Origin of the sequence: Streptomyces sp. NPDC053560, assembly GCF_044544605.1 — a bacterium.
GTDB lineage: Bacteria > Actinomycetota > Actinomycetes > Streptomycetales > Streptomycetaceae > Streptomyces.
The window spans coordinates 129,956-153,451 of the sequence record NZ_JBITXI010000007.1 but is presented as its reverse complement, the minus strand read 5'-3'; the positions used below and the strand labels follow the sequence as shown (position 1 = coordinate 153,451).

At 73.7% G+C, this 23,496-nt stretch carries 23 protein-coding genes; 6 read left to right on the top strand and 17 right to left on the bottom strand.

The genetic code is table 11. The features are described 5' to 3' along the window. Window positions 1-63 precede the first annotated feature (63 nt). The 13 genes from ACIGQF_RS18505 to ACIGQF_RS18445 form a co-directional block, all read right to left on the bottom strand. On the bottom strand, window positions 64-1,128 hold the full coding sequence (locus tag ACIGQF_RS18505; RefSeq protein WP_399711233.1) for a glycoside hydrolase family 6 protein: 1,065 nt from the start codon (window positions 1,126-1,128) through the stop codon (window positions 64-66). 327 nt (window positions 1,129-1,455) lie between these two features. Continuing rightward, on the bottom strand, window positions 1,456-2,091 hold the full coding sequence (locus ACIGQF_RS18500) for a class F sortase (RefSeq protein WP_399711231.1): 636 nt from the start codon (window positions 2,089-2,091) through the stop codon (window positions 1,456-1,458). Continuing rightward, on the bottom strand, window positions 2,081-2,398 hold the full coding sequence (locus ACIGQF_RS18495) for a hypothetical protein (RefSeq protein WP_399711228.1): 318 nt from the start codon (window positions 2,396-2,398) through the stop codon (window positions 2,081-2,083). Before ACIGQF_RS18495 ends, ACIGQF_RS18500 begins: the two co-directional genes overlap by 11 nt. 118 nt (window positions 2,399-2,516) lie before the next feature. Beyond that, window positions 2,517-3,296, bottom strand: a complete 780-nt coding sequence (locus ACIGQF_RS18490; protein ID WP_052867035.1) for an HAD-IIA family hydrolase — start codon at window positions 3,294-3,296, stop codon at window positions 2,517-2,519. 107 nt (window positions 3,297-3,403) lie between these two features. Continuing rightward, entirely contained in the window at window positions 3,404-4,909 is a 1,506-nt protein-coding gene (locus ACIGQF_RS18485) for an alkaline phosphatase family protein (protein ID WP_399711226.1), read from the bottom strand. Between the two features lie 149 nt (window positions 4,910-5,058). Continuing rightward, entirely contained in the window at window positions 5,059-6,126 is a 1,068-nt protein-coding gene (locus ACIGQF_RS18480; RefSeq protein ID WP_399711224.1) for a 2-aminoethylphosphonate ABC transporter substrate-binding protein, read from the bottom strand. Between the two features lie 33 nt (window positions 6,127-6,159). Further along, window positions 6,160-6,957 carry an ABC transporter permease gene (locus tag ACIGQF_RS18475; RefSeq protein WP_399711222.1) on the bottom strand — a complete coding sequence of 266 codons (798 nt, stop codon included), beginning with the start codon at window positions 6,955-6,957 and terminating at the stop codon, window positions 6,160-6,162. After that, entirely contained in the window at window positions 6,938-7,846 is a 909-nt protein-coding gene (locus ACIGQF_RS18470) for a 2-aminoethylphosphonate ABC transporter permease subunit (RefSeq protein ID WP_399711220.1), read from the bottom strand. Before ACIGQF_RS18470 ends, ACIGQF_RS18475 begins: the two co-directional genes overlap by 20 nt. Beyond that, window positions 7,839-8,960, bottom strand: coding sequence for an ABC transporter ATP-binding protein (locus ACIGQF_RS18465; RefSeq protein WP_399711218.1), 1,122 nt, complete (start codon window positions 8,958-8,960; stop codon window positions 7,839-7,841). The genes ACIGQF_RS18470 and ACIGQF_RS18465 overlap by 8 nt, the downstream gene beginning before the upstream one ends. Next, entirely contained in the window at window positions 8,944-9,669 is a 726-nt protein-coding gene (locus ACIGQF_RS18460) for a phosphonatase-like hydrolase (RefSeq protein ID WP_399711216.1), read from the bottom strand. Before ACIGQF_RS18460 ends, ACIGQF_RS18465 begins: the two co-directional genes overlap by 17 nt. Continuing rightward, window positions 9,666-10,790: a TIGR03364 family FAD-dependent oxidoreductase gene (locus ACIGQF_RS18455; protein WP_399711214.1), complete on the bottom strand. Its 1,125-nt coding sequence runs from the start codon at window positions 10,788-10,790 to the stop codon at window positions 9,666-9,668. Before ACIGQF_RS18455 ends, ACIGQF_RS18460 begins: the two co-directional genes overlap by 4 nt. Window positions 10,791-11,032: 242 nt before the next feature. Further along, complete coding sequence (locus ACIGQF_RS18450) at window positions 11,033-11,797, bottom strand: GntR family transcriptional regulator (RefSeq protein ID WP_399711211.1); 765 nt, start codon at window positions 11,795-11,797, stop codon at window positions 11,033-11,035. A gap of 33 nt (window positions 11,798-11,830) precedes the next feature. Continuing rightward, entirely contained in the window at window positions 11,831-12,955 is a 1,125-nt protein-coding gene (locus ACIGQF_RS18445) for an ROK family protein (RefSeq protein WP_399711668.1), read from the bottom strand. Between the two features lie 149 nt (window positions 12,956-13,104). Between ACIGQF_RS18445 and ACIGQF_RS18440 the strand changes: the two genes are divergently transcribed. From ACIGQF_RS18440 to ACIGQF_RS18430, 3 genes are all read left to right on the top strand, one after another. Beyond that, a complete protein-coding gene (locus ACIGQF_RS18440; protein WP_399711209.1) occupies window positions 13,105-14,223 on the top strand; it encodes a Gfo/Idh/MocA family oxidoreductase in 1,119 nt (372 codons plus the stop codon). Further along, window positions 14,220-14,687 (top strand): heme-degrading domain-containing protein, encoded by a 468-nt coding sequence (locus tag ACIGQF_RS18435; RefSeq protein WP_399711207.1) that lies wholly within the window; start codon window positions 14,220-14,222, stop codon window positions 14,685-14,687. The genes ACIGQF_RS18440 and ACIGQF_RS18435 overlap by 4 nt, the downstream gene beginning before the upstream one ends. 70 nt (window positions 14,688-14,757) lie before the next feature. After that, window positions 14,758-15,726 carry a DUF3048 domain-containing protein gene (locus ACIGQF_RS18430; protein WP_399711205.1) on the top strand — a complete coding sequence of 323 codons (969 nt, stop codon included), beginning with the start codon at window positions 14,758-14,760 and terminating at the stop codon, window positions 15,724-15,726. Between the two features lie 34 nt (window positions 15,727-15,760). Here ACIGQF_RS18430 and ACIGQF_RS18425 read toward each other — a convergent pair whose 3' ends face one another. The 3 genes from ACIGQF_RS18425 to ACIGQF_RS18415 form a co-directional block, all read right to left on the bottom strand. Then, window positions 15,761-16,618: a fumarylacetoacetate hydrolase family protein gene (locus tag ACIGQF_RS18425; protein WP_399711203.1), complete on the bottom strand. Its 858-nt coding sequence runs from the start codon at window positions 16,616-16,618 to the stop codon at window positions 15,761-15,763. A gap of 142 nt (window positions 16,619-16,760) precedes the next feature. Further along, on the bottom strand, window positions 16,761-17,534 hold the full coding sequence (locus tag ACIGQF_RS18420; RefSeq protein WP_399711201.1) for a YidC/Oxa1 family membrane protein insertase: 774 nt from the start codon (window positions 17,532-17,534) through the stop codon (window positions 16,761-16,763). A gap of 161 nt (window positions 17,535-17,695) precedes the next feature. Further along, on the bottom strand, window positions 17,696-17,998 hold the full coding sequence (locus ACIGQF_RS18415) for a DUF6412 domain-containing protein (protein WP_399711199.1): 303 nt from the start codon (window positions 17,996-17,998) through the stop codon (window positions 17,696-17,698). 134 nt (window positions 17,999-18,132) lie between these two features. Here ACIGQF_RS18415 and ACIGQF_RS18410 point away from each other — a divergent pair, with 134 nt between their 5' ends. From ACIGQF_RS18410 to ACIGQF_RS18400, 3 genes are all read left to right on the top strand, one after another. Next, entirely contained in the window at window positions 18,133-19,953 is a 1,821-nt protein-coding gene (locus ACIGQF_RS18410) for an AMP-dependent synthetase/ligase (protein ID WP_399711197.1), read from the top strand. Window positions 19,954-20,138: 185 nt separating this feature from the next. Then, window positions 20,139-20,897: a DUF4142 domain-containing protein gene (locus ACIGQF_RS18405; RefSeq protein WP_399711195.1), complete on the top strand. Its 759-nt coding sequence runs from the start codon at window positions 20,139-20,141 to the stop codon at window positions 20,895-20,897. Continuing rightward, entirely contained in the window at window positions 20,894-22,378 is a 1,485-nt protein-coding gene (locus tag ACIGQF_RS18400; protein WP_399711193.1) for a DUF1996 domain-containing protein, read from the top strand. Before ACIGQF_RS18405 ends, ACIGQF_RS18400 begins: the two co-directional genes overlap by 4 nt. Window positions 22,379-22,462: 84 nt before the next feature. Here the strand turns inward: ACIGQF_RS18400 and ACIGQF_RS18395 are convergent, their stop codons facing one another. After that, the gene (locus ACIGQF_RS18395; RefSeq protein ID WP_399711191.1) at window positions 22,463-23,344 is read right to left on the bottom strand and encodes a PucR family transcriptional regulator; all 882 of its coding nucleotides are present in this window, start codon (window positions 23,342-23,344) and stop codon (window positions 22,463-22,465) included. Between the last annotated feature and the right edge of the window lie 152 nt (window positions 23,345-23,496).

The window sequence follows — 23,496 nt, the reverse complement described above, 5'->3', positions numbered from 1 at the left end:
GGTACGTACGGAGGGGGCGCCCCGCAGGCGGGGCGCCCCCTCATCGTGTCCCTGCGCGCTGGGTCACTGCTTGCTGTTGCGGGCCAGGGCCAGCGCGTACGTCGGCCACCAGGCGCCTGCCTGCGGGCCGCCCTTGCACGTGCCGTCCGACTCGCCGGGGCGCTTGATCCAGAGGTAGGCGTCCACCAGCTCGTCGTCGGTCTTCGTGGTCGGCGGCTCGCCGAGCGCCCGGCCCGGCGGGTTGCACCAGTTCTCCGCGTCGTCGCCGCCCGGCGCCGGGCCGTTGCCGTTCCGGCTGGTGTCGATGACGAAGTGCTTGCCGCCCACCATCGCGGAGAGCTGCCGGCCGTACTTCTCGTTCTCCGCCGTGGTCTGGTAATTGGAGATGTTCAGCGCGAAGCCGTCGGCCTTCTCGATGCCGGCCCGCTTCAGGGGCTCCACCATCCGCCCGGGGTCCTTGATCCAGTGCGGGTTGCCCGCGTCGAGGTAGACCTTGGTGTGCGGCAGCGCCTTGAGCTTGCCGACGGCCTCGGTCAGCAGCGCGTACCGCTCCTCGTGGAACTCCTCGGGGGTGCACTTGTCCTCGATGTGCGGCAGCGCGTCCGGCTCCAGGATCACCGTCGTCGCCCGGTCGCCGATGCCCTTGATCACCCCGTCGAGCCAGGCGCGGTAGGCGTTGCCGTCGGCGGCGCCGCCCTTGGAGTAGCTGCCGCAGTCGCGGTGCGGGATGTTGTAGAGCACCAGCAGCGCGTCGCGGTCCGCCTTCGCGGCCGCCTCGGTGAAGCCGCGGGCCTCGCCCTGCGGGTCGTCGATGCCGATCCATTCGGCGACGGGCTGGGCCGCGATGCGGTGGATCAGCCGGGCATCGTCCTGCTTGCCGTCCTTGCGGTACGCGGCGGCCTGCCGGGCGGCCTTGCCGTCCGGGTTGACCCAGTACGGCACCGTGGCCCTGGGCCGCTGGCCCGGTGGCCCCGTACCCTCGTCGGGCTCGTCGGGCGAGGAGCATCCCGCCAGGCCGGCGGCTGCCAGCAGCAGGGCCGCCAGCGCCGGTACGGTGACGCCTCGTCCGCCGCGGTCACCGCGCCGTCCGCTCGAAGTCCCCCCGGACCCGGGTACAACGCCGTACATCCACTCCCCCCTCGGAGCACGGAACTTGGCCGGTCGCAGCAATCCTGGCACATGCGCGTGCCACGGCGACGGCGAGTGGGCAACCTGTTACGGTCCGCTTCCGTCGCCCTCTGTACGAGCGACGCGCAGGCGTTCTAAAGTGTGGTTCTGGCCCCGGCCCCCGGCCTGGATAGCGCGCTTCATGGCGCCTCCCGCCGGCGGCAGGGCAACTCCCGCAGTCCTGAATCGCGGCGGTCGAGGACCGGTCGGCCGGTGGTTCAGGGGGGAGCGAACCGCCGGCCGGGCCGGGCGATCCGCATTCCGTCCTCCGCACGTCGCTCACTTCCTTCAGGGTCCGTTGACGCCGGTCAGGTACGCGGAGACCACGGTGCGCGGGTGGTCCTCCGCGACGACCCGGAGTTCGGCGCGGCCGCTCTCGTGCGCCCCGTGGATCCACCGGGCGCCGGCCCGGCCGGCGGGGCGGGGCCGTACGTCCTCCACCGTGAACTCCGCGATGCTGCCGTCCGAGCGGGCCACCCGTACGGTCTCTCCCGCGTGGATTCCGGCCAGTCCGGCGAGGGGGCCGTGTCCGGGGCCCGCCTCGCCGCGCCCGGTCAGCACCGCCACGCCCGGCCGCCCCGGCTGTGCACCCGACGCGTCCCAGACCACGTCGTCCGGCTCCTGGCCAGGCGGCGTTCCGTCGGTGATGTCCGGGCCGCCCGGGATGACGTCCGCGTGGGCCATGCCCAGCGCGCCGATGCCGACGGCGGTGGGCCGGGCGGCGGGCAGCGGGTCGATCGCCCGGGGAAGTTCCTGGAGGAGCGGGCGGCCCACCGCGGCGACGTCCCCGGTGGTGGCGGCCGTCAGCTGTCCCTCGGCCGGGCCGCGCCCCCACACCCACAACCCGAGCAGCAGTACGGCCCAGGCCACGCCGGTCAGCAGCCGGCCGTATCCGTCGGTGGCGGCCAGGGGCTCATTCGGCATCACCGCCACCCCGCTTCCGCAGGACGTGCACGATGCGGCCGATCACGACGAGGGCGAAGCCGCCGGCCACCACGAGCCCGGCCGACCGGCCCGAGTTCATGCCGCCCTCGGACTTCCGGTCAGCTGTCGGGGGGAGGGGCCGGGCGGAGACCCGGTCAGCGGGCACCGCGGACCGTGCCGCCACCCCCGCGGTGGCGGCCGGCCCTGGCCGCGTGTCCGGGCGGCCCGCCGGTTGTGCGGTGCCGGCGAGCACCACGCAGGCGGTGACGGCCGTGCACGTACAGACGGTGAATCGTGGTGGACTCATGCGCACCTCCGGATATCTCCGAAGGTCCGCCCCGCCGGCCCGGCCCGCATCCTGAGCGGCCCGGGCCGTGCGCCGTCGGGGTGAGCGGGGTCTTCCGTACGGGTGGCGCGGCCGCCGGCTACACGAGCTGGACGAGGTCCGCGATGGAGTCCACGACGTGCGACGGCTTGAAGGGGTGCTTGTCGATGTCGCCGGGCCCGGTGAGTCCGGTGAGCACGAGGAAGGTCTCCATCCCGGCCTCCAGGCCGGCCAGCACGTCGGTGTCCATCCGGTCGCCGATCATGGCGGAGGTCTCGGAGTGGGCGCCGATGGCGTTCAGGCCGTGCCGCATCATCAGCGGGTTGGGCTTGCCGACGAAGTACGGCGCGCGGCCGGTCGCCTTGGTGATCAGTGCGGCCACCGAGCCGGTCGCGGGCAGCGGGCCCTCGTTGGAGGGGCCGGTCTCGTCGGGGTTGGTGGCGATGAAGGCGGCGCCGTTGTTGATGAGCCGGATGGCCTTGGTGATGGCCTCGAAGCTGTAGGTGCGGGTCTCACCGAGGACGACGTAGTCCGGCGAGTGGTCGGTGAGGATGTACCCGATGTCGTGCAGGGCCGTGGTGAGCCCGGCCTCGCCGATCACGTACGCGGTGCCGTTCGGCCGCTGGCTGTCCATGAACTTCGCGGTGGCCAGCGCCGAGGTCCAGATCGACTCGTACGGCACTTCCAGGCCGATGCGGGCGAGCCGGGCCTGGAGGTCGCGCGGGGTGTAGATCGAGTTGTTGGTGAGCACGAGGAACGGCTTGCCCGATTCCCGCAGCCGCTTGATGAAGGCGTCGGCGCCGGGGACCGGTACGCCTTCGTGCATCAGCACGCCGTCCATGTCGGTGAGCCATGACTCGATCGGCTTGCGCTCTGCCACTGCCGGACTCCTGCCGTACGGGGAACTGCTGCCTGACTGCCGAGGGCGCCGGCCGTTGCCGCACGTCTCATGCGAAACGTACGTACGACCGACGCCCACAGCCTAAGTCAGCCGGCCATGACCTTGACCCCGTCGACCGCCCAGTACCAGTTGTTGCCTCCGGTGTAGCGGAAGCGGACCCGCACGGTGCGGGCGCCGGAGGGCACGTCCAGGGCGACGGTCTCGGCCCGGGCGACGGCGTCGGCGGTGTAGCTGCGGACGGGGACCGGGGCACCACCGTCGTAGGAGACCAGCACCTCGGCCCGCTGGGTGCCCTCCTGGAGGTAGTGGGAGGAGAAGGAGAGCGTGGCCGGCGCGCCGCCCAGGACCGGCCAGGCGGGACTGACCAGCGTGGAGTCGAAGGTGCCGGTGGTGGCCGCGTCGGACCACTCGTCGCCGTCGGCGACCGCGAAGACGCCGCGCCCCCGGACGTTGGATTCGCGCTGCTGGCCAGGTGCTGCCTTGGTCCAGAACTCGTCGGTGGTGAAGGACCAGCCGCGCCACTCGGTGATCCCGCCGCCGCCCATCGCGGAGTTGTCGACGGACCAGCCGGGCGGCGGGGTGCGGGTGAAGCCGAGTACACCGGCGCCGACGCCGGTCTCGTCGACGGCCCCGGTCAGCCTCGGCCGCAGCGTGTCGAAGTCGTCGGCGGTGGGGGCCTGGAGGGGGCGGCCGTCCAGCTGCCATGCGGGGTCGGCGGTGATGCCGAGGTGGCGCAGGGCGGTGGCGGCCACGTCGACGATCCGGACGTCCTCGCGGACCGTGCGGGCGGGCAGTCCGCCGCCGGACGCCAGGACGAAGGTCTGCCGCTCGCCCCAGCCGTTGCCGCCGTGGCCGCCGGCGTCGGTGTGGCCGTGGTCGGCGCTGATCAGGACCAGCCAGTCCTCGGCGGCGTGGGAGGCCCGGGCTTTCACGGCCGTGAGCATCTCGCCGACCTGGGCGTCCGCCGTGCGGAGCGCGTCCAGGTACGCCCGGCTCGCGGCGCCGGACGCGTGGCCCGCGTGGTCGACGTTGTCGAGCTGGACGAAGACGGCGTCGGGGTTTCCGCTTTTCAGTTCGGCGACGGCCCGCGCGGTGGTGCCCTTGTCGTACTCGGCGGACGGGGTGGCGACGCGGGTGTCGACCTCGGCCGAGACGATCTGCTCGGTGATGGGTGCCCAGGAGGCGACGGCGTACGTGCGCAGGGCGCCGCGGGCACGCTCGACACGGGTGAGGAAGTCCGGGTAGCTGCCGTAGTCCGCACCGTTGAAGCTGTTGTCCCGGACACCGTGCTTGTCGGGCCAGACGCCGGTGAGCAGTGTCGACCAGCCGGGCGCCGACTCGGTGCGGGCCATCGGGCTCGCGTAGAGGCTGGTGGGCGCGGTGATCCCGGCGGCCATGAGGGAGTCGAGGACGGGGGTGTCGGCGTCCCGTACGCGGTCCAGCCGGCCGGCCCCGTCCAGGCCGATGAACAGGACCCTGGGGGTGCGGGCCGCGGCGGTGGCGACGGCGGCGAGCGGCCCGGCGGCCAGCGCGGCGCCGGCGAGGCCCGCGGTGGCGCCGACGAGCAGGGATCTTCTGCTGAGCTCGGACAAGGTGTTCCTCCGTGGGGTGCGATGTGCCCGGCACACTCCAACGCCCCTGCCGGAGCAGGGGCGTTGGGTCTGGACCCGTTACCATTCCGCGACACTGCGTGGAGCGCCAGGGCCGTGCGGTGAGAAGTGCGGGAACGGGAGGTGAGCCGTCAGCTGCCGGTGGCCGACTTCCAGGCGTCGATATAGGTGTCGAGGTTCTTGTCGATGTCCTGCCAGTCCGGCTCGAAGATCTCGACGCCCTTCATGATCTCCGCGAGCTTCCGGGCGTTCTCGTCGGTGGCCTTGACGTCCTTGCGGGCCGCGAACCCGCCGCCGACCGAGGAGACCTCCCGCTGGACCTCCGGGCTGAGCAGGTAGTCCAGGAACTTCTTGCCGTTCTCGGTGTGCGGGGCGTCCTTCACCAGGCCCGCGGCGTACGGCAGCGCGAAGGTGGAGGGCTTGCCGCCCTTCTTGGCCGCCGGGAAGAAGATGCCCTGGTCCGGCATCGACTTCATGTTGGCGTAGTTCATCTGCACGTCACCGTTGGCGACCAGCAGTTCGCCCTTGGCGGTCTTGGGCGCGAGCTGGCCGGTGGAGGAGGACGGGCCGACGTTGTTGGCCTGGAGCTTCTTGAAGTAGTCCATGGCCTGGTCGGTGCCGCCGAGGTCGTGCATGGCCTTGATGACGACGGCGGTGCCGTCCCCGGCCACGCCCGGCGTGGAGTACTGGAGCTTGTTCCTGTACTTGGCGTCCAGCAGGTCCTGCCAGCTCTCCGGGACCTCCTCGACCTGCTTCTTGTTGTAAATGAAGCAGAAGTAGTTGTTGACGACGGAGGTCCACTTGCCGCCCGGGTCCCGGTCGGCTGCGGCCACCTGGCCGTACCCCTTGGGCTCGTACTTCTGCAGCAGGCCCTTGCCGTCGGCCTGCTGGATGAACGGGGGCAGCGTGACGACCACGTCCGCCTGGGTGTTCATCTTCTCGCGGGCGAGCCGCTGCACGGCCGCGCCGGACCCGGCCTCCACGTAGTTGACCTTGATGCCGGTCTTCTTCTCGAAGTCCTTGAATACCTTGTCGTAGAACCCGTCGCCCTTCTCGCCCTTCAGGCCGTCGGCGCTGTAGACGGTGACTTCCTTGGCGTTCGGGTCGGCGGCGGTGCCGCCGCAGGCGGTCAGCCCGGCGCCGAGCGCCAGGACGGAGACGGTCGCGGCGACCGGCTTGAGGTACGAGTGGCTGCGCATGGCGGGTCGTGACTCCTCGGGGAACGGTACGCGTCAGCGGTAGGAGGCTCTGGTACGGATGCGGGAGACGCCGAAGAGCACGATCAGCGTCGCGGCCATCAGGACCACCGCGAGGGCCGCGCCACTGAAGAGGGCGCCCCGGTCGGTGGTGGCGAAGATCTGGACCGGCAACGGCAGCCAGTCGGGCGGATAGATCATCATCGTGGCGCTCAGCTCGCCCATGGACAGCGCGAAGCAGAGTCCGGTGGCCGCCGTGAGGGACGGCAGCAGCAGCGGCAGCTTGACCCGCCACAGGACGTACGCGGGCCGGGCCCCGAGGGCCGCGGCGCTCTGCTCGTACGCGGGGTCCAGCCGGTCCAGCGCCGCGCTCACCGACTGGTGGGCGAAGGCGGTGACCAGCACCGTATGGGCGATGATCACGATCTGCCGGGTGCCGTTGAGCAGCAGCGGCGGCTGCGAGAAGGCGACCAGCAGGGAGAGGCCGACGGCGACGGAGGGCACCGCCACGGGCAGCATGAAGAGGGTGTCGATCACCTTCCGGCCCCGGCCGCCCAGCCGCTGCGCGGCCAGCGCCGCCCAGGTTCCGGCGGCCAGCGCGAGCAGGCTCGCGGCGAGTGCGGTCAGCAGGCTGGTGACCAGTGCGTCGAGGGAGTCGCCCGTGGCCATGTCCTGGTAGTGCGTCAGCGTCGGCCCGGAGGGCAGCGCGCCGCTCCAGGTGGTGGCGAAGGACGCGGCCAGGATGACGGCGAACGGCAGCGCGAACAGCGGCAGGAAGAGCAGTAGGAAGCCCGCCCACACGCCCCATTTGGCCTTATTGCTGTGCACGAGCACGGCGGGCACCTCCCTCACGGCCGGTGCGCGCCACCAGGGCCCGGTAACCGGCGTACAGCGCCACGGACAGCGCGATGTTGACGACCGCGACGACGCACGCACCGGTGTAGTCGCCGTCGAGAATGGCCTTGGTGTAGACGAGCACCGGCAGCGTGACCACGTCCTTGGCGCCCGTGAACAGCACGATCCCGAACTCGTTCAGGCACATCACCAGCACGAGCGCGCCGCCTGCGGCCAGCGAGGGCAGCGCCTCGGGCAGGATCACCGTGCGCACGATCCGCCACGGCCGGGCGCCGAGCGAGGCGGCGGCCTCCAGCTGCCCGGTCTCCACCTGCGAGAACGCGGCCACCAGCGGGCGCATCACGAACGGCGTGAAGTACGTGATCTCCGCCAGCAGCACGCCCCAGGGCGTGTGCAGGAAGTCGAACGGGCCGCCGGCGGCGCCGGTCGCCGCGGTCCACAGCCCGTTGGCCACGCCCGTCGAGCCGTAGACGAACAGCAGGGCGAGGGTGATCAGGAACGACGGGAAGGCCAGGAAGATGTCGATGAACCGGCCGAGCGCCCGCGCGCCGGGGAAGGGCACGAAGGCGACGACCAGCGCGAGGGCGAAGCCGAGCGCCAGACAGCCGGCGGTCGAACCGGCGGCGATCAGGACGGTGTTGACCAGCGCGTCCCGGAAGGACGCCTCGGCCAGCACCTCCCCGTACGCGGCCGTGACCGGCCCGCCGTCGTCCGGCGTGAACGACTGCCGCACCAGCAGCACGAGGGGGTAGAGGAAGACCAGCGCGAGACCGGCGAGGGGCGGCAGCGCCCACAGGCCGCGCGGTACGGCCCGGACCCGCGACCGGGGCGTGACGCCGAGGCGCGCCCGCTGGGTGACGCTAGCCATCGGCACCCGCTCCCGCGGGGATCAGCACCGCGTCGTCCGGCGCGAAGTGCACGGTCACGTCGGCTCCCACGGCGGGCACCTCCCGCAGCTCGCGCACGTCGGCCATGACCCGGTGCCCGGCGACCTCGACGTACAGCCGGTGGGTGGCGCCGCGCCACTGGAGTTCGGCGAGCCGGCCGCGCAGCGCGTTCGGCCCCTCCCCCAGCCCGACCAGGTGCGGCCGTACGCACAGGGTGGCCGCCACGCCGCGCGCCACGCCCTCCGTGCCGCGCACCGCCAGCTCGGTGTCCCCGAAGGTCACGGCCGCTTCGCCGGGCCCCGCCGTGACCGGCAGCAGGTTGGCGTTGCCCACGAAGGAGGCGGTGAACTCGGTGCGCGGCGCCCGGTACAGCTCCCGCGGCGTACCGCAGTCCCGCAGCCGCGCCCGGTCCATGACCGCGATCCGGTCGGCGAGGGTGAGCGCCTCGACCTGGTCGTGGGTGACGTACAGGATCGACACGTCGGGCAGTTCGCGGTGGAGCCGGGCCAGTTCGGCGAGCATCCCGGAGCGCAGCTGCGCGTCCAGCGCCGACAGCGGCTCGTCCAGCAGGAGCACGCCGGGCCGGATGGCCAGCGCGCGGGCGATGGCCACGCGCTGCTGCTGGCCGCCGGAGAGCTCGCGCGGATAGCGCCGGGCGTACCCGGCCATGCCGGTCAGCTCCAGCGCCTCGGTGACACGCGCCGCGATCTCGCCGCGCGGCACCTTCTGCGCCTTCAGCCCGAAGGCGACGTTGTCGGCGACGCGCATGTGCGGGAAGAGGGCGTAGCTCTGGACGACCATGCCGATGCCGCGCTTGTAGGGCGGGAGGCCGGTGACGTCCCGGCCGCCGATCAGCACCCGCCCGGAGGCCGGCGTCACGAACCCGGCGACGGCCCGCAGCGCGGTGGTCTTGCCGGAGCCGGAGGGCCCGAGCAGGGCCATCACCTCGCCGGGTTCGACGGTCAGGTCGAGGCCGTCCAGCACGGTGTGCGCGCCGTACGCGACGGAGACGTTCTCGAAGCGGATGCCGGAGGCGGCGGGCTTCTTGGCGGGCGCCGCCGCGGGCGCCGCGGCGGTGTCAGGCGGGGCGGTCATCGCTCACCACTCCCAGCAGGGCGGGCAGTTCGGCGACCGAGCCGAGGACATGGGTGGCGCCCGCGCTGGTCAGCTGCTCCTTGTCGTGGGCACCGGTGAGCACGCCGGCGACGATCCCGGCACCGGCCCGGCGGCCGGAGAGCATGTCGTAGGAGGTGTCACCGGCCACCGCGATCCGCTGGACGGCGTCGGTGGCGCCGGTACGCAGCAGCGCGGCGAGCACCATGTCGGGGTACGGGCGGCCGCGCCCGCCGGCGTCGGCCGGGCAGAGGGTGAGCGGGACGAGGTCCTGCCAGCCGAGCGCGGCGAGGATCGCGTCCTGGGTGACCCGGGCGAAGCCGGTGCTGAGGACGACGGTGATGCCCGCGGCCTGCAGCGCCTCGACGGCCTCGCGGGCGCCGGGCACGGGCGCGATCAGCCCGCCGTCGACCAGCTCGCCGTAGGCCTGCTCGAAGCGGGCGTTGGCGCGCTGCGCCGCGTCCTCGTCGCCGAAGAGGTGCCGGAAGACGGAGATCTTGGACTCGCCCATCGTGGCGCGCACGTAGGCGAGCTTCTCGGCGTGGTCGGGGGTACCGGGCTCGACGCCCAGTTCGCGGGCCGCGGCGTCGAAGGCTTGCTCGACGAGGCCGCCGTCGGCGACGGTCGTACCGGCCATGTCGAGCACGACCAGCTCGATGTCGTTGGTGCTGCTCTCGGTCAATTCGCTCACCAGCCCAGTTCGTTCGCGGTCTTCTCGGCGATCGCCGGGGAGCAGGTCATGCCGCGCCCGCCGGGCCCGGTGACCAGCCACACGCCGTCGCTCGCCTGCTGGCGGTGCACCACCCGGCCGGTGTCGGTGCACTGCGCGTACACCCCGGCCCAGCGGTGCCGGATGCGCGGCAGCGGGCGGCCGAGGATCGATTCGACGACGCCGGTCAGGTGCTCGTAGGGCTCCTCGACGGTGTCGAAGGCGAACGGCGTGTCGTACTCGTGCGTGTCGCCGATGGTCAGCCCGCCGTCCGCGCGCTGCACCATCAGGAGCTGCATCTTGTGCGCGGCGGCGGTCGGGGCCTGCGCCTGGCCGGCGTTGAGGGCGTCCAGCGCCTCGCTGCCGTACGCCGGGTAGTAGCGGAAGCTGTCCGCGTCGGCGACGGAGGTGGTCAGCGGCTCGCCGAGCGGGTCGGTCTGCATCATCTGCAGGCGTACGCGGCGGACCGGGAGGTCCGGGACCAGCTCGCGGACCAGGCCGCTCAGCCAGGCGCCGGTGCAGAGCACGACCGCGTCGCCGCGGTGCGTCTCGCCGTGGTCGTCCCGTACGCCGATGCCGTTGCCGAGGACATCGCGGACCTCGCGCCCGCCGAGGTAGGTGTAGCGGCCGGAGGCGAGCAGCGCCTGCTTCAGCTCGCGCTGGGCGACGCGGGGCTCGACGGCGGCGTCCCGTTCGCACCACAGGGCGCCGAGGAAGTCGCCGCGCAGCGCGGGGTTGATCCCGCGGGCCTCCTCCGCGTCCAGCAGCTTGTAGCCGCGCGCGGCGGCGTCCGGGCGGCGGGCGGCGGCCTCGGCGACGGCCCGCTCGGCCTCGTTCTTCACGACGGTCAGCGAGCCGATGGCACGGAAGCCGAGCCCCGGCACGCGGGCGCCGATCTCCTCCCACAGCGCGCGGGCGCGGAGCGCGGTGTCCAGCTCCTCGCCGCCCGCGCGGCCGCTCACCCAGATCTGTCCGAAGTTCCGTACCGAGGCGCCGCGGGCCTCGGCCTCCCGCTCGATGTGCACGACCTCGTGGCCGCGTTCGACCGCTTGCCAGGCATGCATGGTCCCCAGCACGCCGGCTCCGACAACTATGACTCGCATGACGGCGACGCTCGTCGCGCCGGATGGCCGACCACGGTCCGCGCGGCAACGGGGCGGTTAACAGGCCATCAAGTTTGGCCTAGACCCGTTACCTCATCGTGACCTAAAGGGTCGGATGGGGCTGCGCCCCGTCAGGGGCGCTGGGCAGCGTTGATTTTGCGGCTCCGCCGCGTGGGCGCGACCAGCCACAACATGGCGGCACCCGGCCACCGGGCAATCGCTCCTACGGCGGGACGCCCGGGCTACGGCGCGTCGCCGAGCCGCGCCGTAAAGGAGAACCGGTCCCCGCGGAACAGCGTCCGCACCCGTTCCAGCGGCGCCCCCGCCGTATCGCGGCTGATCCGATGGATCAACAGCATCGGCAACGCCCCCGGCGTACCGATCAGCAACGCCTCGCGCGGCGTGGCGAGCACCGTCTCCAGCCGCTCGTCCGCGTCGCCGAAGCCGATGCCGAGCCGGTCGTGCAGGTAGGCGTAGAAGGAGGAGTCCGGCTCGAAGTCGGTGTCCAGCCGTGGCGCCCGCGCGACCGCCACGTACGTGCTCTCCAGCCCGACCCGCTCGTCGTCCGCGAGCAGCACCCGCTCCATGTGCCAGACCGGCTCGTCGACCGGCAGCCCCAGTTCCGCGGCGAGGGCCGCATTGCACGGGAAGCGGTCCAGCCCGATGAGGTGCCGCCCGGGACGGCGGCCCTGCTTGCGCACGCCCTCGGTGTAACTCGCCAGCGCCAGCGGCTGTTCGAGCTTGGGCCCGGCCACCACCGTGCCCCGGCCGAGCCGGCGGATCCGGCCTTCGAGGAGCAGGTCGCGCAGCGCCTGGCGCAGGGTTTCCCTCGACACCTCGAACCGCAGGGCCAGTTCGCGCTCGGTCGGCAGCGTCTCGCCCTCCCCCAGCTCGGCGAGCAGCTCGCCGATCCGCACCTTCGCGGCGTAGTACTTGGGAATGCGCCCGTGCTCGGGGATGCCGGCTCTGATCGGCGCACCGGGCGCCTGGTCCTTCGGGTAGTCCACCGGCCGATCCTCGCACGCCGTCCGGCGCGCGGCTCAGACCACCGGCAGCGCCCCGGTGAACGGCCCGTGCGGCGCGGCGAAGAGGGAGGCGAGGACGAGATGGGCCGCGCCGAGCGCCACCATGTGTGCGCCTCCGGGTGCGGCCGCGACCGGTACCGTGCGGGCGCCGCCCGCACCGTGCGCGCGCAGCTGCCCGTCGAGCGAGGCGGCGACCCCGCGTACGTACGTGTCGGGGTCGGCCAGCACCGTACGCCCGCCGAGCAGGACCCGGTCGACGTCGAGCAGTTCGACGAGGTTGGCCGCGCCGACGCCCAGCACGCGTGCCGCCTCCGCCGGGTCGCCGGCCGCCACCGCGGCCAGGCAGAGCGCCTCGATGCAGCCGCGCTTGCCGCAGCCGCACGGCGGCCCGTCCAGCTGCACCACCTGGTGCCCGAATTCGCCCGCTCCGGTCCTGGCCCCGCGGTGCACGGCCCCGTCGAGCACCAGCCCGGCGCCCAGCCCCGTACCCAGGTGCAGATAGCCGAACGAGCCGGCGCCGCGCGCGTGCTGCGCCAGGCCGTGCGCCGCCGCGTTGGTGTCCTTGTCCAGCACCACCGGCAGGCCGAGCCGTTCGGCGAGCGCGTCGCGCAGCGGGTAGCCGTCCCACTGCGGCAGGCCGGTGACCCGGTGCAGGACGCCCGTCCGATGGTCCAGCGGTCCTGGGCAGGCGACGCCCGCGCCGATCACCTGCGCCTCGGGGGCCGCGGCGCGCACCTCGGCGACCCGGTCGGCGGCGGCCGCCAGCACCTCGCGCGCCCCGGCGCCCAGGTCCAGCGGCGCGCGGCGGACCGCGACCGGCTCCCCGGCCAGGTCCGCGAGGACCGCGACGCTCTCGTCCCGGTCCAGGTGCAGCCCGATCGCGTGCCGGGCGCCGGGGACCAGCCGCAGGACCGTACGGGGCTTGCCGCCGGTGGAGGCGCGCCGGCCGGCCTCGGCGGCGAGCCCGTCCTCCCGCAGCCGTGCGGTGATCTTGCTGACCGCCTGTGGGGTGAGCCCGCTGCGCTCGGCCAGCTCCAGCCGGCTGACGCCGCCTTCGCCCGCGGCGCGCAGCAGCCCGAGCAGCACGGCCGCGTTGTGCCCGCGGAGCAGGGGGAGGTTGGCGCCGCCGGGCCCGCGCAGGGCCGGGCCGGCCGCCGAAGGGCCGGACGCGGAAAGACCGGGCGCAGGACCGGCCGGGGAAGGGTCGGCATGGGGAGGGTTCTCGCTGCTCACCCCTCCATTGTGGGCACCGCTTGCACTTTGGCAACAGCGTTGCTTAAGTGGGAGTCATGAGCAGCCCGAGCGACTCCACCGGTACCGCACTCCCCGGCAGCCCCCTCCGCGTCGGCCTCATCGGTTACGGCCTGGCCGGCTCCGTCTTCCATGCCCCGATGATCGCCGCGACCGAGGGCCTGGTCCTCGACACGGTCTCCACCTCCAGCCCCGACCGGCAGGCGCAGGCCCGCGCCGAGCACCCGCAGGTACGTACGGTCGCCACCCCCGACGAGGTGCTGGCCCGCGCGGACGAGCTGGACCTGATCGTCCTCGCCTCTCCCAACAAGACCCACGTCCCGCTCGCCACCGCGGCCCTGGAGGCGGGCCTCCCGGTCGTCGTCGACAAGCCGCTCGCGGCGACCGCGGCCGAGGCCGAGCAACTGGCCGCGCTGGCCGAGGACCGCGGGCTGCTCCTCTCCGTCTTCCAGAACCGCCGCTGGGACAACGACTTCCTGACCCTGCGCAAGCTGGTCGAGGAGGGCGCGCTCGGCGAGGTGTGGCGCTTCGAGTCCCGGTTCGAGCGGTGGCGGCCCAAGCCCAAGGGCGGCTGGCGCGAGTCCGGCGACCCCGCCGAGATCGGCGGGCTGCTGTACGACCTGGGCAGCCACGTCGCCGACCAGGCCCTGACCCTCTTCGGCCCGGTCGTCTCGGTGTACGCGGAGTCCGACGTGCGCCGCCCCGGCGCCGAGGCCGACGACGACACCTTCCTCGCGCTCACGCACGCGAACGGCGTCCGCTCCCACCTGTGGGTGAGCGCCACCACCGCGCAGCTGGGCCCGCGCTTCCGGGTGCTCGGCAGCGAGGCCGGTTACGTGAAGTACGGCCTGGACCCGCAGGAGGCGGCGCTGCGCGAGGGCCTCCGGCCCGGCACCGGCGCCGAGTGGGGCGTGGAGCCGGAGTCCTCCTGGGGCCGCATCGGCGCCGGGGAGTCCCCGGAGACCGGCGGCGGCGAACCCGTGCCGACCCTGCCGGGCGACTACCCCGCGTACTACGCCGCGGTCGCCGAGGCGCTGCGTACGGGCGGCACACCGCCGGTCACCGCCCTGGAGGCGGCCGCCGCGCTGCGTGTCCTGGAGGCCGCCAGGCTCTCGGCCGCCGAGGGCCGCACCGTCCGGATCGGGGCCACCCGATGACCGCCGACGACATCGACACCCTGGAGGAGCACGAGCGCCGCCTGGTCCTCGACCATTTCGGCAACGACGACGCCTGGGCGCTGGGCTCCCTCCTCGTCGGCCTGGCCCGCGAGCGGAACGCGGCGGTGACGATCAGCATCCGGCGCGGCTCCCAGCGCCTCTTCCACTACGCGCTGCCCGGCACCAGCGCCGACAACGACGCCTGGCTGGACCGCAAGTGCCGGGTGGTGGAGCGGTACGGCGAGGCGTCCTTCCTGGTCGGCGCCCGCTTCCGGGCCAAGGGCCGGACCTTCGAGGAGTCCTCCCGGCTGGACCCCGACACCTACGCGGCACACGGCGGCGCCTTCCCGATCCGGCTGCGCGGGACCGGGGTCGTCGGCGCGGTGGCCGTCTCCGGCCTCGCCCAGGCCGACGACCACGCCCTCGTCGTCGAGGCGTTGGAGCGATTCCTGCGCCCCGCCTGACGCAAAGCGTGCGCCCCGCCCGCGGAAACGGGAAAGCTGTGGGGGAACCGACAAGAGAGGCGGTACCCCCATGGCGTGGACGGGCGGGGCGGGCTGGACCGGAACATCACGGCGCACCGTCCTGGCGGCGGGGCTCGCCGCGGGGCTGACGCCACTGGTGGCGGGGTGCCAGGCGGGCGACGACGGGCGGTCGCCGTTCACCGGCGAGGACGGCGCGGGCGACAAGGTGCTCGCCGTGAAGATCGACAACGTCGCCGCCGCCCGGCCGCAGACCGGCCTGGAGAAGGCCGACATCCTCTACACCGAGCAGGTGGAGGCGGGCCTGTCCCGGATACTGGCCGTCTTCGCGGCCCACCTCCCCGACCGCGTCGGCCCGGTCCGCAGCGCCCGCGAATCCGACCTCGAACTGCTCCGCCAGTTCGGCAACCCGGCGCTGGCCTACTCCGGCGCGCAGGCCAAGCTCCGCCCCACGCTGGAGTCGGCGCCGATCGTCCCCCTGCCGCCGGGCGAGGCGCCCGACGCGTACGTCCGCAGCGCGGACCGCGCCGCGCCGCACAACCTCTACCTCCGCCCGGCCCGCGCCCTCGAAGCCGCCTCGGGCGCCTCGGCCCCCGCCGACATCGGCTTCCGCTTCGGCTCAGCGCCCTCGGGCGGCACCCGCACGAGCCGGCAGGACGTCGGCTACCCCGCGGCCCGCTTCGGCTTCACCTGGTCCGAGCCCCGGAACCGCTGGCTGGTCTCGATGGACGGCACGCCCTTCCGCACCACCGGCGCCGGCCAGTTGGGCGTCGCCACCGTGGTGATCCAGTACGTGACGGTCCGCTCCTCCCGCCTGCACGACAAATGGGGCAGCGTCACGCCGTACACCGAGACCGTGGGGTCGGGGGACGCACTGGTCCTCCGCAACGGCAAGAAGTACGAGGCCCGGTGGTCCCGCCCGGCCGCCGACGGCGGCACCACCTTCACCACCCCCGACGGCAACCGCCTCCCCTTCCCCCGCGGCCCGGTCTGGGTGGCCCTCACCCCGAAGAAGGGCTGAGGCGCGGACGCCCCGCGGGCCACCCGGCGGCGGGTCAGGCGTCCTTCAGCTCCTGGCGCTGGCGGCCCAGGCCGTCGATCTCCAGCTCGACGACGTCGCCGGCGCGGAGGTAGGGCTTGGGGTCGGCGTGGCCCATGGCGACGCCGGCCGGGGTGCCGGTGTTGATGACATCGCCGGGGTAGAGGGTCATGAAGTGGCTGAGGTAGCGGACGACCTCGGCGACCGGGAAAATCTGCTCGGCCGTGGTGCCGTCCTGCTTCAGCTCCCCGTTCACCCACAGCCGGACGCCGAGCGCCTGCGGGTCGGCGACCTCGTCGGCGGTGACCAGCCAGGGGCCCAGCGGGTTGAACGTCTCGCAGTTCTTGCCCTTGTCCCACTGGCCGCCACGCTCGATCTGGAACTCCCGCTCCGAGACGTCGTGCGCGATCGTGTACCCGGCGACGGCCGCGAGGGCCTGCTCGTCGGTCTCCAGGTAGCGGGCCGTGCGGCCGATGACGACGGCCAGTTCGACCTCCCAGTCGGTCTTCTCACTGCCTCGCGGTACGAGCACGGTGTCGTCCGGGCCGACGACCGTGTCCGGGGCCTTCATGAAGACGATCGGCTCGGCGGGGATGGCCGCGCCGGTCTCCCGGGCGTGGTCGTGGTAGTTCAGCCCGATGCACACGACCTTGCCGATGCCGGCGAGCGGCGCGCCCGTCCGCAGTCCGGCCGGGTCCAGTGCGGGCAGCCCGCCGGACGCGGCCGCCTCCCGTATCCGGGTCAGCGCGGTCTCGTCGGCGAGCAGCGTCCCGTCGATGTCCGGCACCAGTTCCGACAGGTCACGCAGGGTTCCCGACTCGTCGAGCAGCGCCGGGCGTTCCGCCCCCACCGGTCCGACACGCAGCAGCTTCATCGATTCAACTCCCGTGGTCGTGTGCGAAGGGTCGGCCCGGGAGGGTCTCCCGGGCCGGCCGATGGGTGCGGCCATCGAGCGATTCGGACGATCGTCCAAGAACGGGGTCCCGCCCGCAAGACCCCGTTCACGTACTGGACCTTTACTCGGCAGTAGCAGTCCGCGACTTGGCGCCGCCGACGGCCGGCCGGGCGGCTTCGGCGTCCGGTTCCCGGTCGCGCGTCAGCAGCGCCCGCTCGCACACCGTCCACGCCGTGGTCGTGACGACGTACAGGCCCGCGGCCAGCGGCACGACGGCCACGGTGACCAGGGTGCCGAAGGACAGCAGCGGCGCCAGCCTGGTCATCGCGGCCATGCCCGGCACCTGCTCACCGGTGGCGTCGGCCCGCGCCGCCGCCGTCGCCCGGCGCGTCCGCCGGAAGTTCCACGTCGCCACCGCAGCGACCAGCGCGAAGAGGGCCACGTACACCAGCCCGTGCGGGCCGAACGGGCCGCCGTCGGCGAGCGCGTCGGCCCAGCGGCCGCCGAGCGGGGCGTCCAGCAGCCGCTCCCCCAGCAGCCCGGAGCGGGGGGAGGTGAAGAGGTGGTACATCAGGAAGAAGACCGGCAGTTGGAGCAGCATGGGCAGACAGCCGGCCAGCGGCGAGGCGCCCGCGTTCCGGTAGAGGTCCGCCAGTTCGCGCTGCATCCGCTCGGGGTCCTTGGCGTGCCGGCGGCGTATGTCGGTCATCCGCGGGGCCAGCGCGGCCCGGGACTTCTCACCCCGTACGGCGGCCCGGGAGAGCGGGTGCAGGGCGGCGCGCACGGCGAGCGTGCAGACGACGATGGCGGCGGCGGTCGCCGAGGCGCCGAACACCGGGGCGAGGACGTCGGCGAGGTGGCCGAGCGCGGCGCCGAGCGTGGCGAAGACGGACATGGATGAGCCCTCCGTGGGTCACGTCGATTACCGGAAGAAAGCCGGCTTCCGGAAGAAAGGAATGAATCTCGGCGTGACGAGCCACGTGGGCAGACCCGTGCGTGCGCGGATGCGCGGACGGGTCCCGTGCGGGGCGGGGTGGAGCAGCGCCTTGCGAGCGCCTACGCGGCCGTCGGGAGACGGCCGCCCGGTGCCCTCGGCCGCGGCCGGCCGGCGGCGTCGGGGTCGCGCTGCGGCAGGAAGGCCGTACGGCGTTCCCGGTCCCGGATGGCGGTGCGCACCCGGTGCGGCGGATCGGGGCGTGCCAGCGTCGCGACGAGCACGGCGCTGCCGCTGAGCAGGAGGGCTGCGGTGGCCGCTGCCACGGTCAGCGCCGTGTCCGGCCCGCTCTGCGCGAGCACCAGCCCGGCCACCAGGAACAGGAGCGCGCCAAGATGCAGCCGCCGGCCTGCGATGCGGTGCATGCGTGCCCCCTCTCCCGCTCGGCTTTGTCCTCTTCCGCTCAAGAGTAACCACAGATCTGTGCAGTCGCGGTTCCCAGCGGGTAACTTTCCCGCTGCCACCGGCCACTCGGACCGGGGTGAACCAGGGAGGTGCCGTGCGCGAGATCAGTACGCCCGCCCTGGTGGCAGCGGCCCGCACCGGCGGCCTCGCCGACTCCGTGCACGAACTGGCCGAGCGGGTGCCGGCCCTCCCCGTGGCGGCCCGGCGGGACCCCGCCGACCCCGCCCGCTGGCGCCCGGTGACCGCCGACGCCTTCCGGGCCGAGGTGCTGGCCCTGGCAAAGGGCCTGCTCGCGGACGGCGTGCGCCCCGGCGACCGGGTCGCGGTGATGTCCCGCACCCGCTACGAGTGGACGCTGTTCAGCTATGCGGTCTGGTCGCTCGGCGCGCATCTCGTACCGGTCTATCCCACGTCCTCCACCGAGCAGCTGCACGCGCTGCTGGCCACCACCGGGGCGCGGACCGTCGTCATCGAGAACGAACAGCACGCCATGACCGTGGCGTCGGCCTGCGACGCGCAGGTCCGGCTGCACCGCGTCTGGCAGCTGGACCAGGACTGCGTCGGCCGGCTCGGCGAGCTCGGCGCCCGGCTGGCCGACGAGGACGTGCACCGGCTCCGCCGGGCCGTCGTCCCGCGGGACACCGCAGCCGTCGTGCAGACCTCCGGCACCACCGGGCGGCAGCGCGGCTGCGTGCTCACCCACGGCAATCTCGCCGCGGAGGCGGACACCCTGCTGGCGGGCTGGGGACAGCTCGCCGGGCCGCCCGGCGAGCAGCCGTCGATCCTGGCGTTCCTGCCGCTCGCGCACAGCTACGGGCTGATGGTCCAGGTCGCCTGCCTGCGCGGCGGCATCCTGCTGGGCCACGAACCGGAGCTGACCCCGCAGGCCCTGCTGCCCGCGCTCGCCTCCTTCCGGCCCACCTTCCTCTTCGGAGTCCCCTACGTCTTCGAGAAGATCTACGACACCGCGCGCCGGGTCGCCGAGGAGCACGGCCGGCTGCGGATGTTCGACGCCGCCGCGTCCACCGCGCTCGCGTATGTACGCGCCCTGGAACGCCAGGAACAGGGCCGCGGGCACGGCCCGGGCCCTGCCCTGCGGGCCAAGCACGCGCTGTACGAACGGCTGGTGTACGGGCGGATCCGCGGGGTGCTGGGCGGCCGGGTGCGCACCGCCGTCTCGGGCGGCTCACCGCTCCGCGCCGACCTCGGGCGGATCTTCGCCGGAGCCGGCCTGACCATCTACGACGGGTACGGGCTCACCGAGACCAGCGGCGCGGTGACGGCACAGCCGCCGGGCCGGGTGCGGTTCGGCACGGTCGGACGGCCGCTGCCGGGCTGCGCGGTACGGATCGCCGAGGACGGCGAGGTGTGGGTGAGCGGGGACGTGGTGTTCTCCGGGTACGTCGACGAACACGGCAGCGCGCCGCACGACGGCTGGTTCGCCACCGGCGACCTCGGGCTCCTGGACGAGGACGGCCACCTCGTGATCACCGGCCGCAAGAAGGACATCATCATCACCAGCGGCGGCAAGAGCGTGGCGCCGCAGGGGCTGGAGGAGCGGATCCGGTCCCATCCACTGGTCTCGCAGTGCCTCGTGGTCGGCGACAACCGGCCCTACATCGCGGCGCTGATCACCCTGGACCCCGACGCGCTGCAGCACTGGCGGCGCTACCGCGGCGGATACCAGCACGCCCGGCCCGGCGAGCCGCCGGAGGAGGGCGTGCGGGCGGCGGTGCAGCGGGCGGTGGCGGTCGCCAACGCGTCGGTCTCGCGCCCCGAGTCGATCCGCGCGTTCCGCATCCTGCCCGGCGAGTTCAGCGTCGCCGACGGGCTGCTGACGCCCTCCCTGAAGCTGCGCCGCAGGGCCATCGAGGCGGCGTACGCGCAGGAGATCGACGCGCTGTACAGCCGTTGAGCGGCATCCGCGTACGGGCCCGGGCCGCGCGGCGTGCCCGGCCTGGGCACGCGGGCCCCGCCGCACCGTAGCAGCGCCCGTGCCGCTCCGGCCGTTTCTTGTCCGGGCATGAGGACCCCGCGTTCCGCCGCCCGCCACCGGCCTAGCGTCCCAGTCGTCCCCACCGGACCGACCGGGAGGTTTCGTTGCGTTCCATCGCCGGCCTGGCGTCACCCGCATCCCCCGACGACGCGCGGGCGCTCGCCACCGGGCTGATCGTCGCCGCCCTCGCGGCCACCTTCATCGCCCTGCTGCTGCCCGTCCAGCTCTTCGGCCAGAACACCTCGGTGGCCGCCGCGGCGGCCGGCTGGGAGGACGACGGCGGCGGCACCGTCCGCACCCCGTACGGCCCGCTGACGCCGCTGGACCGGGACTTCGTGCGCAAGGTGCGGCTCGCCGGGCTCTGGGAGCTGCCCGCGGGCCGCCAGGCGCGGGAACGCGGTACACGCAAGGCCGTGCGGACCGCGGGCGACCACCTCGTGGCCGGGCACACGGAGCTGGACCGGCTCTCGGTACGGGCCGCCCGTGACCTGGGGATGCCACTGCCGGACGAGCCCACCGCACAGCAGCAGGGCTGGCTCGGCCAGCTGGACGCGGTGCGCGGCCAGGAGTTCGACCGGCGCTTCGCCCAACTGCTGCGCCGCGCGCACGGCAAGGTCTTCGGGCTCGTGGCGCTCGTCCGGGCGCAGAGCCGCAACGCGATGGTGCGGCGACTGGCCACTCGTACGAATGCGGTCGTCCTGGACCACATCACGGTCCTGGAAGGTACCGGCCTGGTCGACTTCGGCAACCTGGCGGCGGCCCGCCCCCGGCAGCCGTACGTTTCCCCGAACACGCGGCCGCACCCCCACCTCACTCTCCTCCGCACTTCCCACCACTCCCCACGAAGCGAAGTGATCGCATGACTCCACAGGCCCATAAACGCTCGCGCCTGACCACCCGGCTGGTTGCCGCGGCCGCCGCGCTGCTGCTGGGCGGCGGCGGGACCGCGCTGATAGCCGCCGGCGCCTCGGCGGACGGGACGGACGGGAACGGCCCGGGGCAGCGCGATGGCCGGGCGGCAGCGGCCGCTGCCGCCACCGTGTCCTGCCCGGACGTCGGCGACCGGCTGCGCCAGGTGCCGCGCGGTGCGAAGCTCCCGGTCTCGCGCGGGCTCGCGGCGCTGGACCGTCAGGTGGCTGCGGCGTACGAGAAGATGACGGCGGGCGGCCGCGGCAGCGGTACGGACGCCGTGCTCGGGCAGCTGCGGCAGCAGCGGGAGAAGACCATCGGGGCGATGGCCGACGCGATCGGCAGGTCGGCGCCCCGCCCCGACGCGCTGCTGAACATGAGTGCCTGCCGGATGAAGCCCACGGGCCAGCCGGTGTCGGTCGGCGAACCGGCCCCGGGCCAGGGGCAGGCGAACGGCGGCGGACAGCAGCAGAACGGCGGCCAGGACGGCAGCGCCGGTCAGGACAACGGCGGCCAGGACGGTAACGGTCAGCAGCAGGGCGGTGGGCAGCTGCCGCCCGTCGGCGGTCCCTCGCCCGACGACTTCGCCGACATCCGCTCCCAGCAGCCCAATGCCCAGCAGCCCCCGCAGGGCGACGGCGCGTCCACCGGCACCTTCGTCTCGGAGTGCGGCACCAACGAGGAGGGCCACTTCAACTCCGACAACGTCATCGTCACGCCCGGCGTCAGCAACGGCGCGCACCACACCCACGACTACGTCGGCAACGAGTCCACCGACGCCTTCTCCACCGACCAGAGCCTGGCCGCCTCCGGCACCACCTGCGGCAACGGCGACCTGTCCACGTACTACTGGCCGGTGCTGCGCGTCCTTGACGGCACCGCCGAGCACAAGCCCGGCGCGGGCCACGACGGCAACGTGGGCTCGGTCCTCACCCCGTCCGATGTGAAGCTCACCTTCAGCGGCAGCCAGGACGGCGACGTGACCGCGATGCCGCGCTTCCTGCGGATCATCACCGGGGACGCCAAGGCGTTCACCAACGGCACGGCCAACGCCAACGCCTCCTGGAGCTGCACGGGCTTCGAGGACCGGCAGCTGAAGGACAAGTACCCGATCTGCCCCAAGGGCTCCGACGTGGTGCGCACCTTCAACTTCCAGAGCTGCTGGGACGGGCAGAACACCGACAGCGCCAACCACCGTACGCACGTGGCCTTCGCGCAGCAGGACGGCTCCTGCCCGGCCGGCTTCCGCGCCATTCCGCAGCTGCAGGAGAAGATCACCTACGACGTGCCGGCCGGTGAGCAGTTCGCGGTGGACAGCTTCCCCGAACAGCTCCACAAGCCGGTCACCGACCACGGTGACTTCATCAACGTCATGCCGGACCGGCTGATGGACCAGGCGGTCGAGTGCATCAACAGCGGCCGCGACTGCGACTGAGCCGCCACGGTGGTCCCGGGCCCGCTCGGCCCGAGGCCACCGCACGGACGCCGCCCGCCGGGAGCCACCCGGCGGGCGGCGCGCTCAGAGCCCGTTCACCCGCGCCTCCCTGGCGATTCCCAGAGGCCGGACGCCGGTCACCGCCCCGGCCCGGCGCCCCGTCCGGGAGCGAAACCGCCGCACCCGGGCCAGCAGCCGCCGGCTGCGCAGCGCCATCTCCAGCTCGAAGCGGGTACGCGGATCACGCAGCGCGGGGCCGAAGAGCTTCTCGATCTGCCGCAGGCGGTACCGCACCGTCTGCGGATGCACTTGGAGCACCTTCGCCGCCTCCGGCGCGCCACCGCCCTCCAGCCAGGCCAGCAGCGTCACCTCCAGCCGCTCGCTCTGCCGGGGCGTCAGCTCCTCCAGCGGGCCGAGCCAGCGTGCGGTCAGCGCCCTGACCAGCGACTCGTCCTGCAGAAGCAGCAGTGCCGAGAGATGGTCGTCGACGAAGACCGGGCGTACGTCGGGGCCGCCGCGCCCCGGGCCGAGGGCCAGCAGCGCCCGGGCCCAGCGCAGCGAGGACGCCGCGTCGTCGGCGGGCACGGCATGGCCGACCGCCGCAGCGCGGCCCTTGAGCGCGGCCTCCAGCCGGGGCCGGGCCTGCGTCCCGGGGTCCGGCACGAGAAGGCAGGTGGTGCCGTCGACGGTGCCGACGAGCGCGTCGCCCAGCGCCGCGGCCAGCTGCGGCACCTCGGCGGCGGAGCCGAGCACGACGGCCCGCAGGGAGGCCGGTACGGGCCAGCCGGCGCACCGGGCGGGCTCGGACAGCGCGGCGGCCGACAGCGGCTGCTGTCCGGTGAGCGCGCCGAAGAGGACCTGGCGGGCGCGGGACACCGGCATCGGCGTGACGACGAGTCCGGCCGGCCGGCGTTCGCGCTCCGTCCGTTCCTGATAACCGAGCGAGGTCAACAGGGCCTGCTCCATGGCCCATTGTGCTTCCGCTGCCTTCGGGGATTCCGCGAGAAGGGCGGAAAAGGCGGGAAAAGCGATGCGCAGCTCTTCCACCATCTTCTCGGCGAGCGACGGAAGTTCCTTTCGCAGAACCCGGGTCCACTCACCTCGGGGGCGTGACCAGA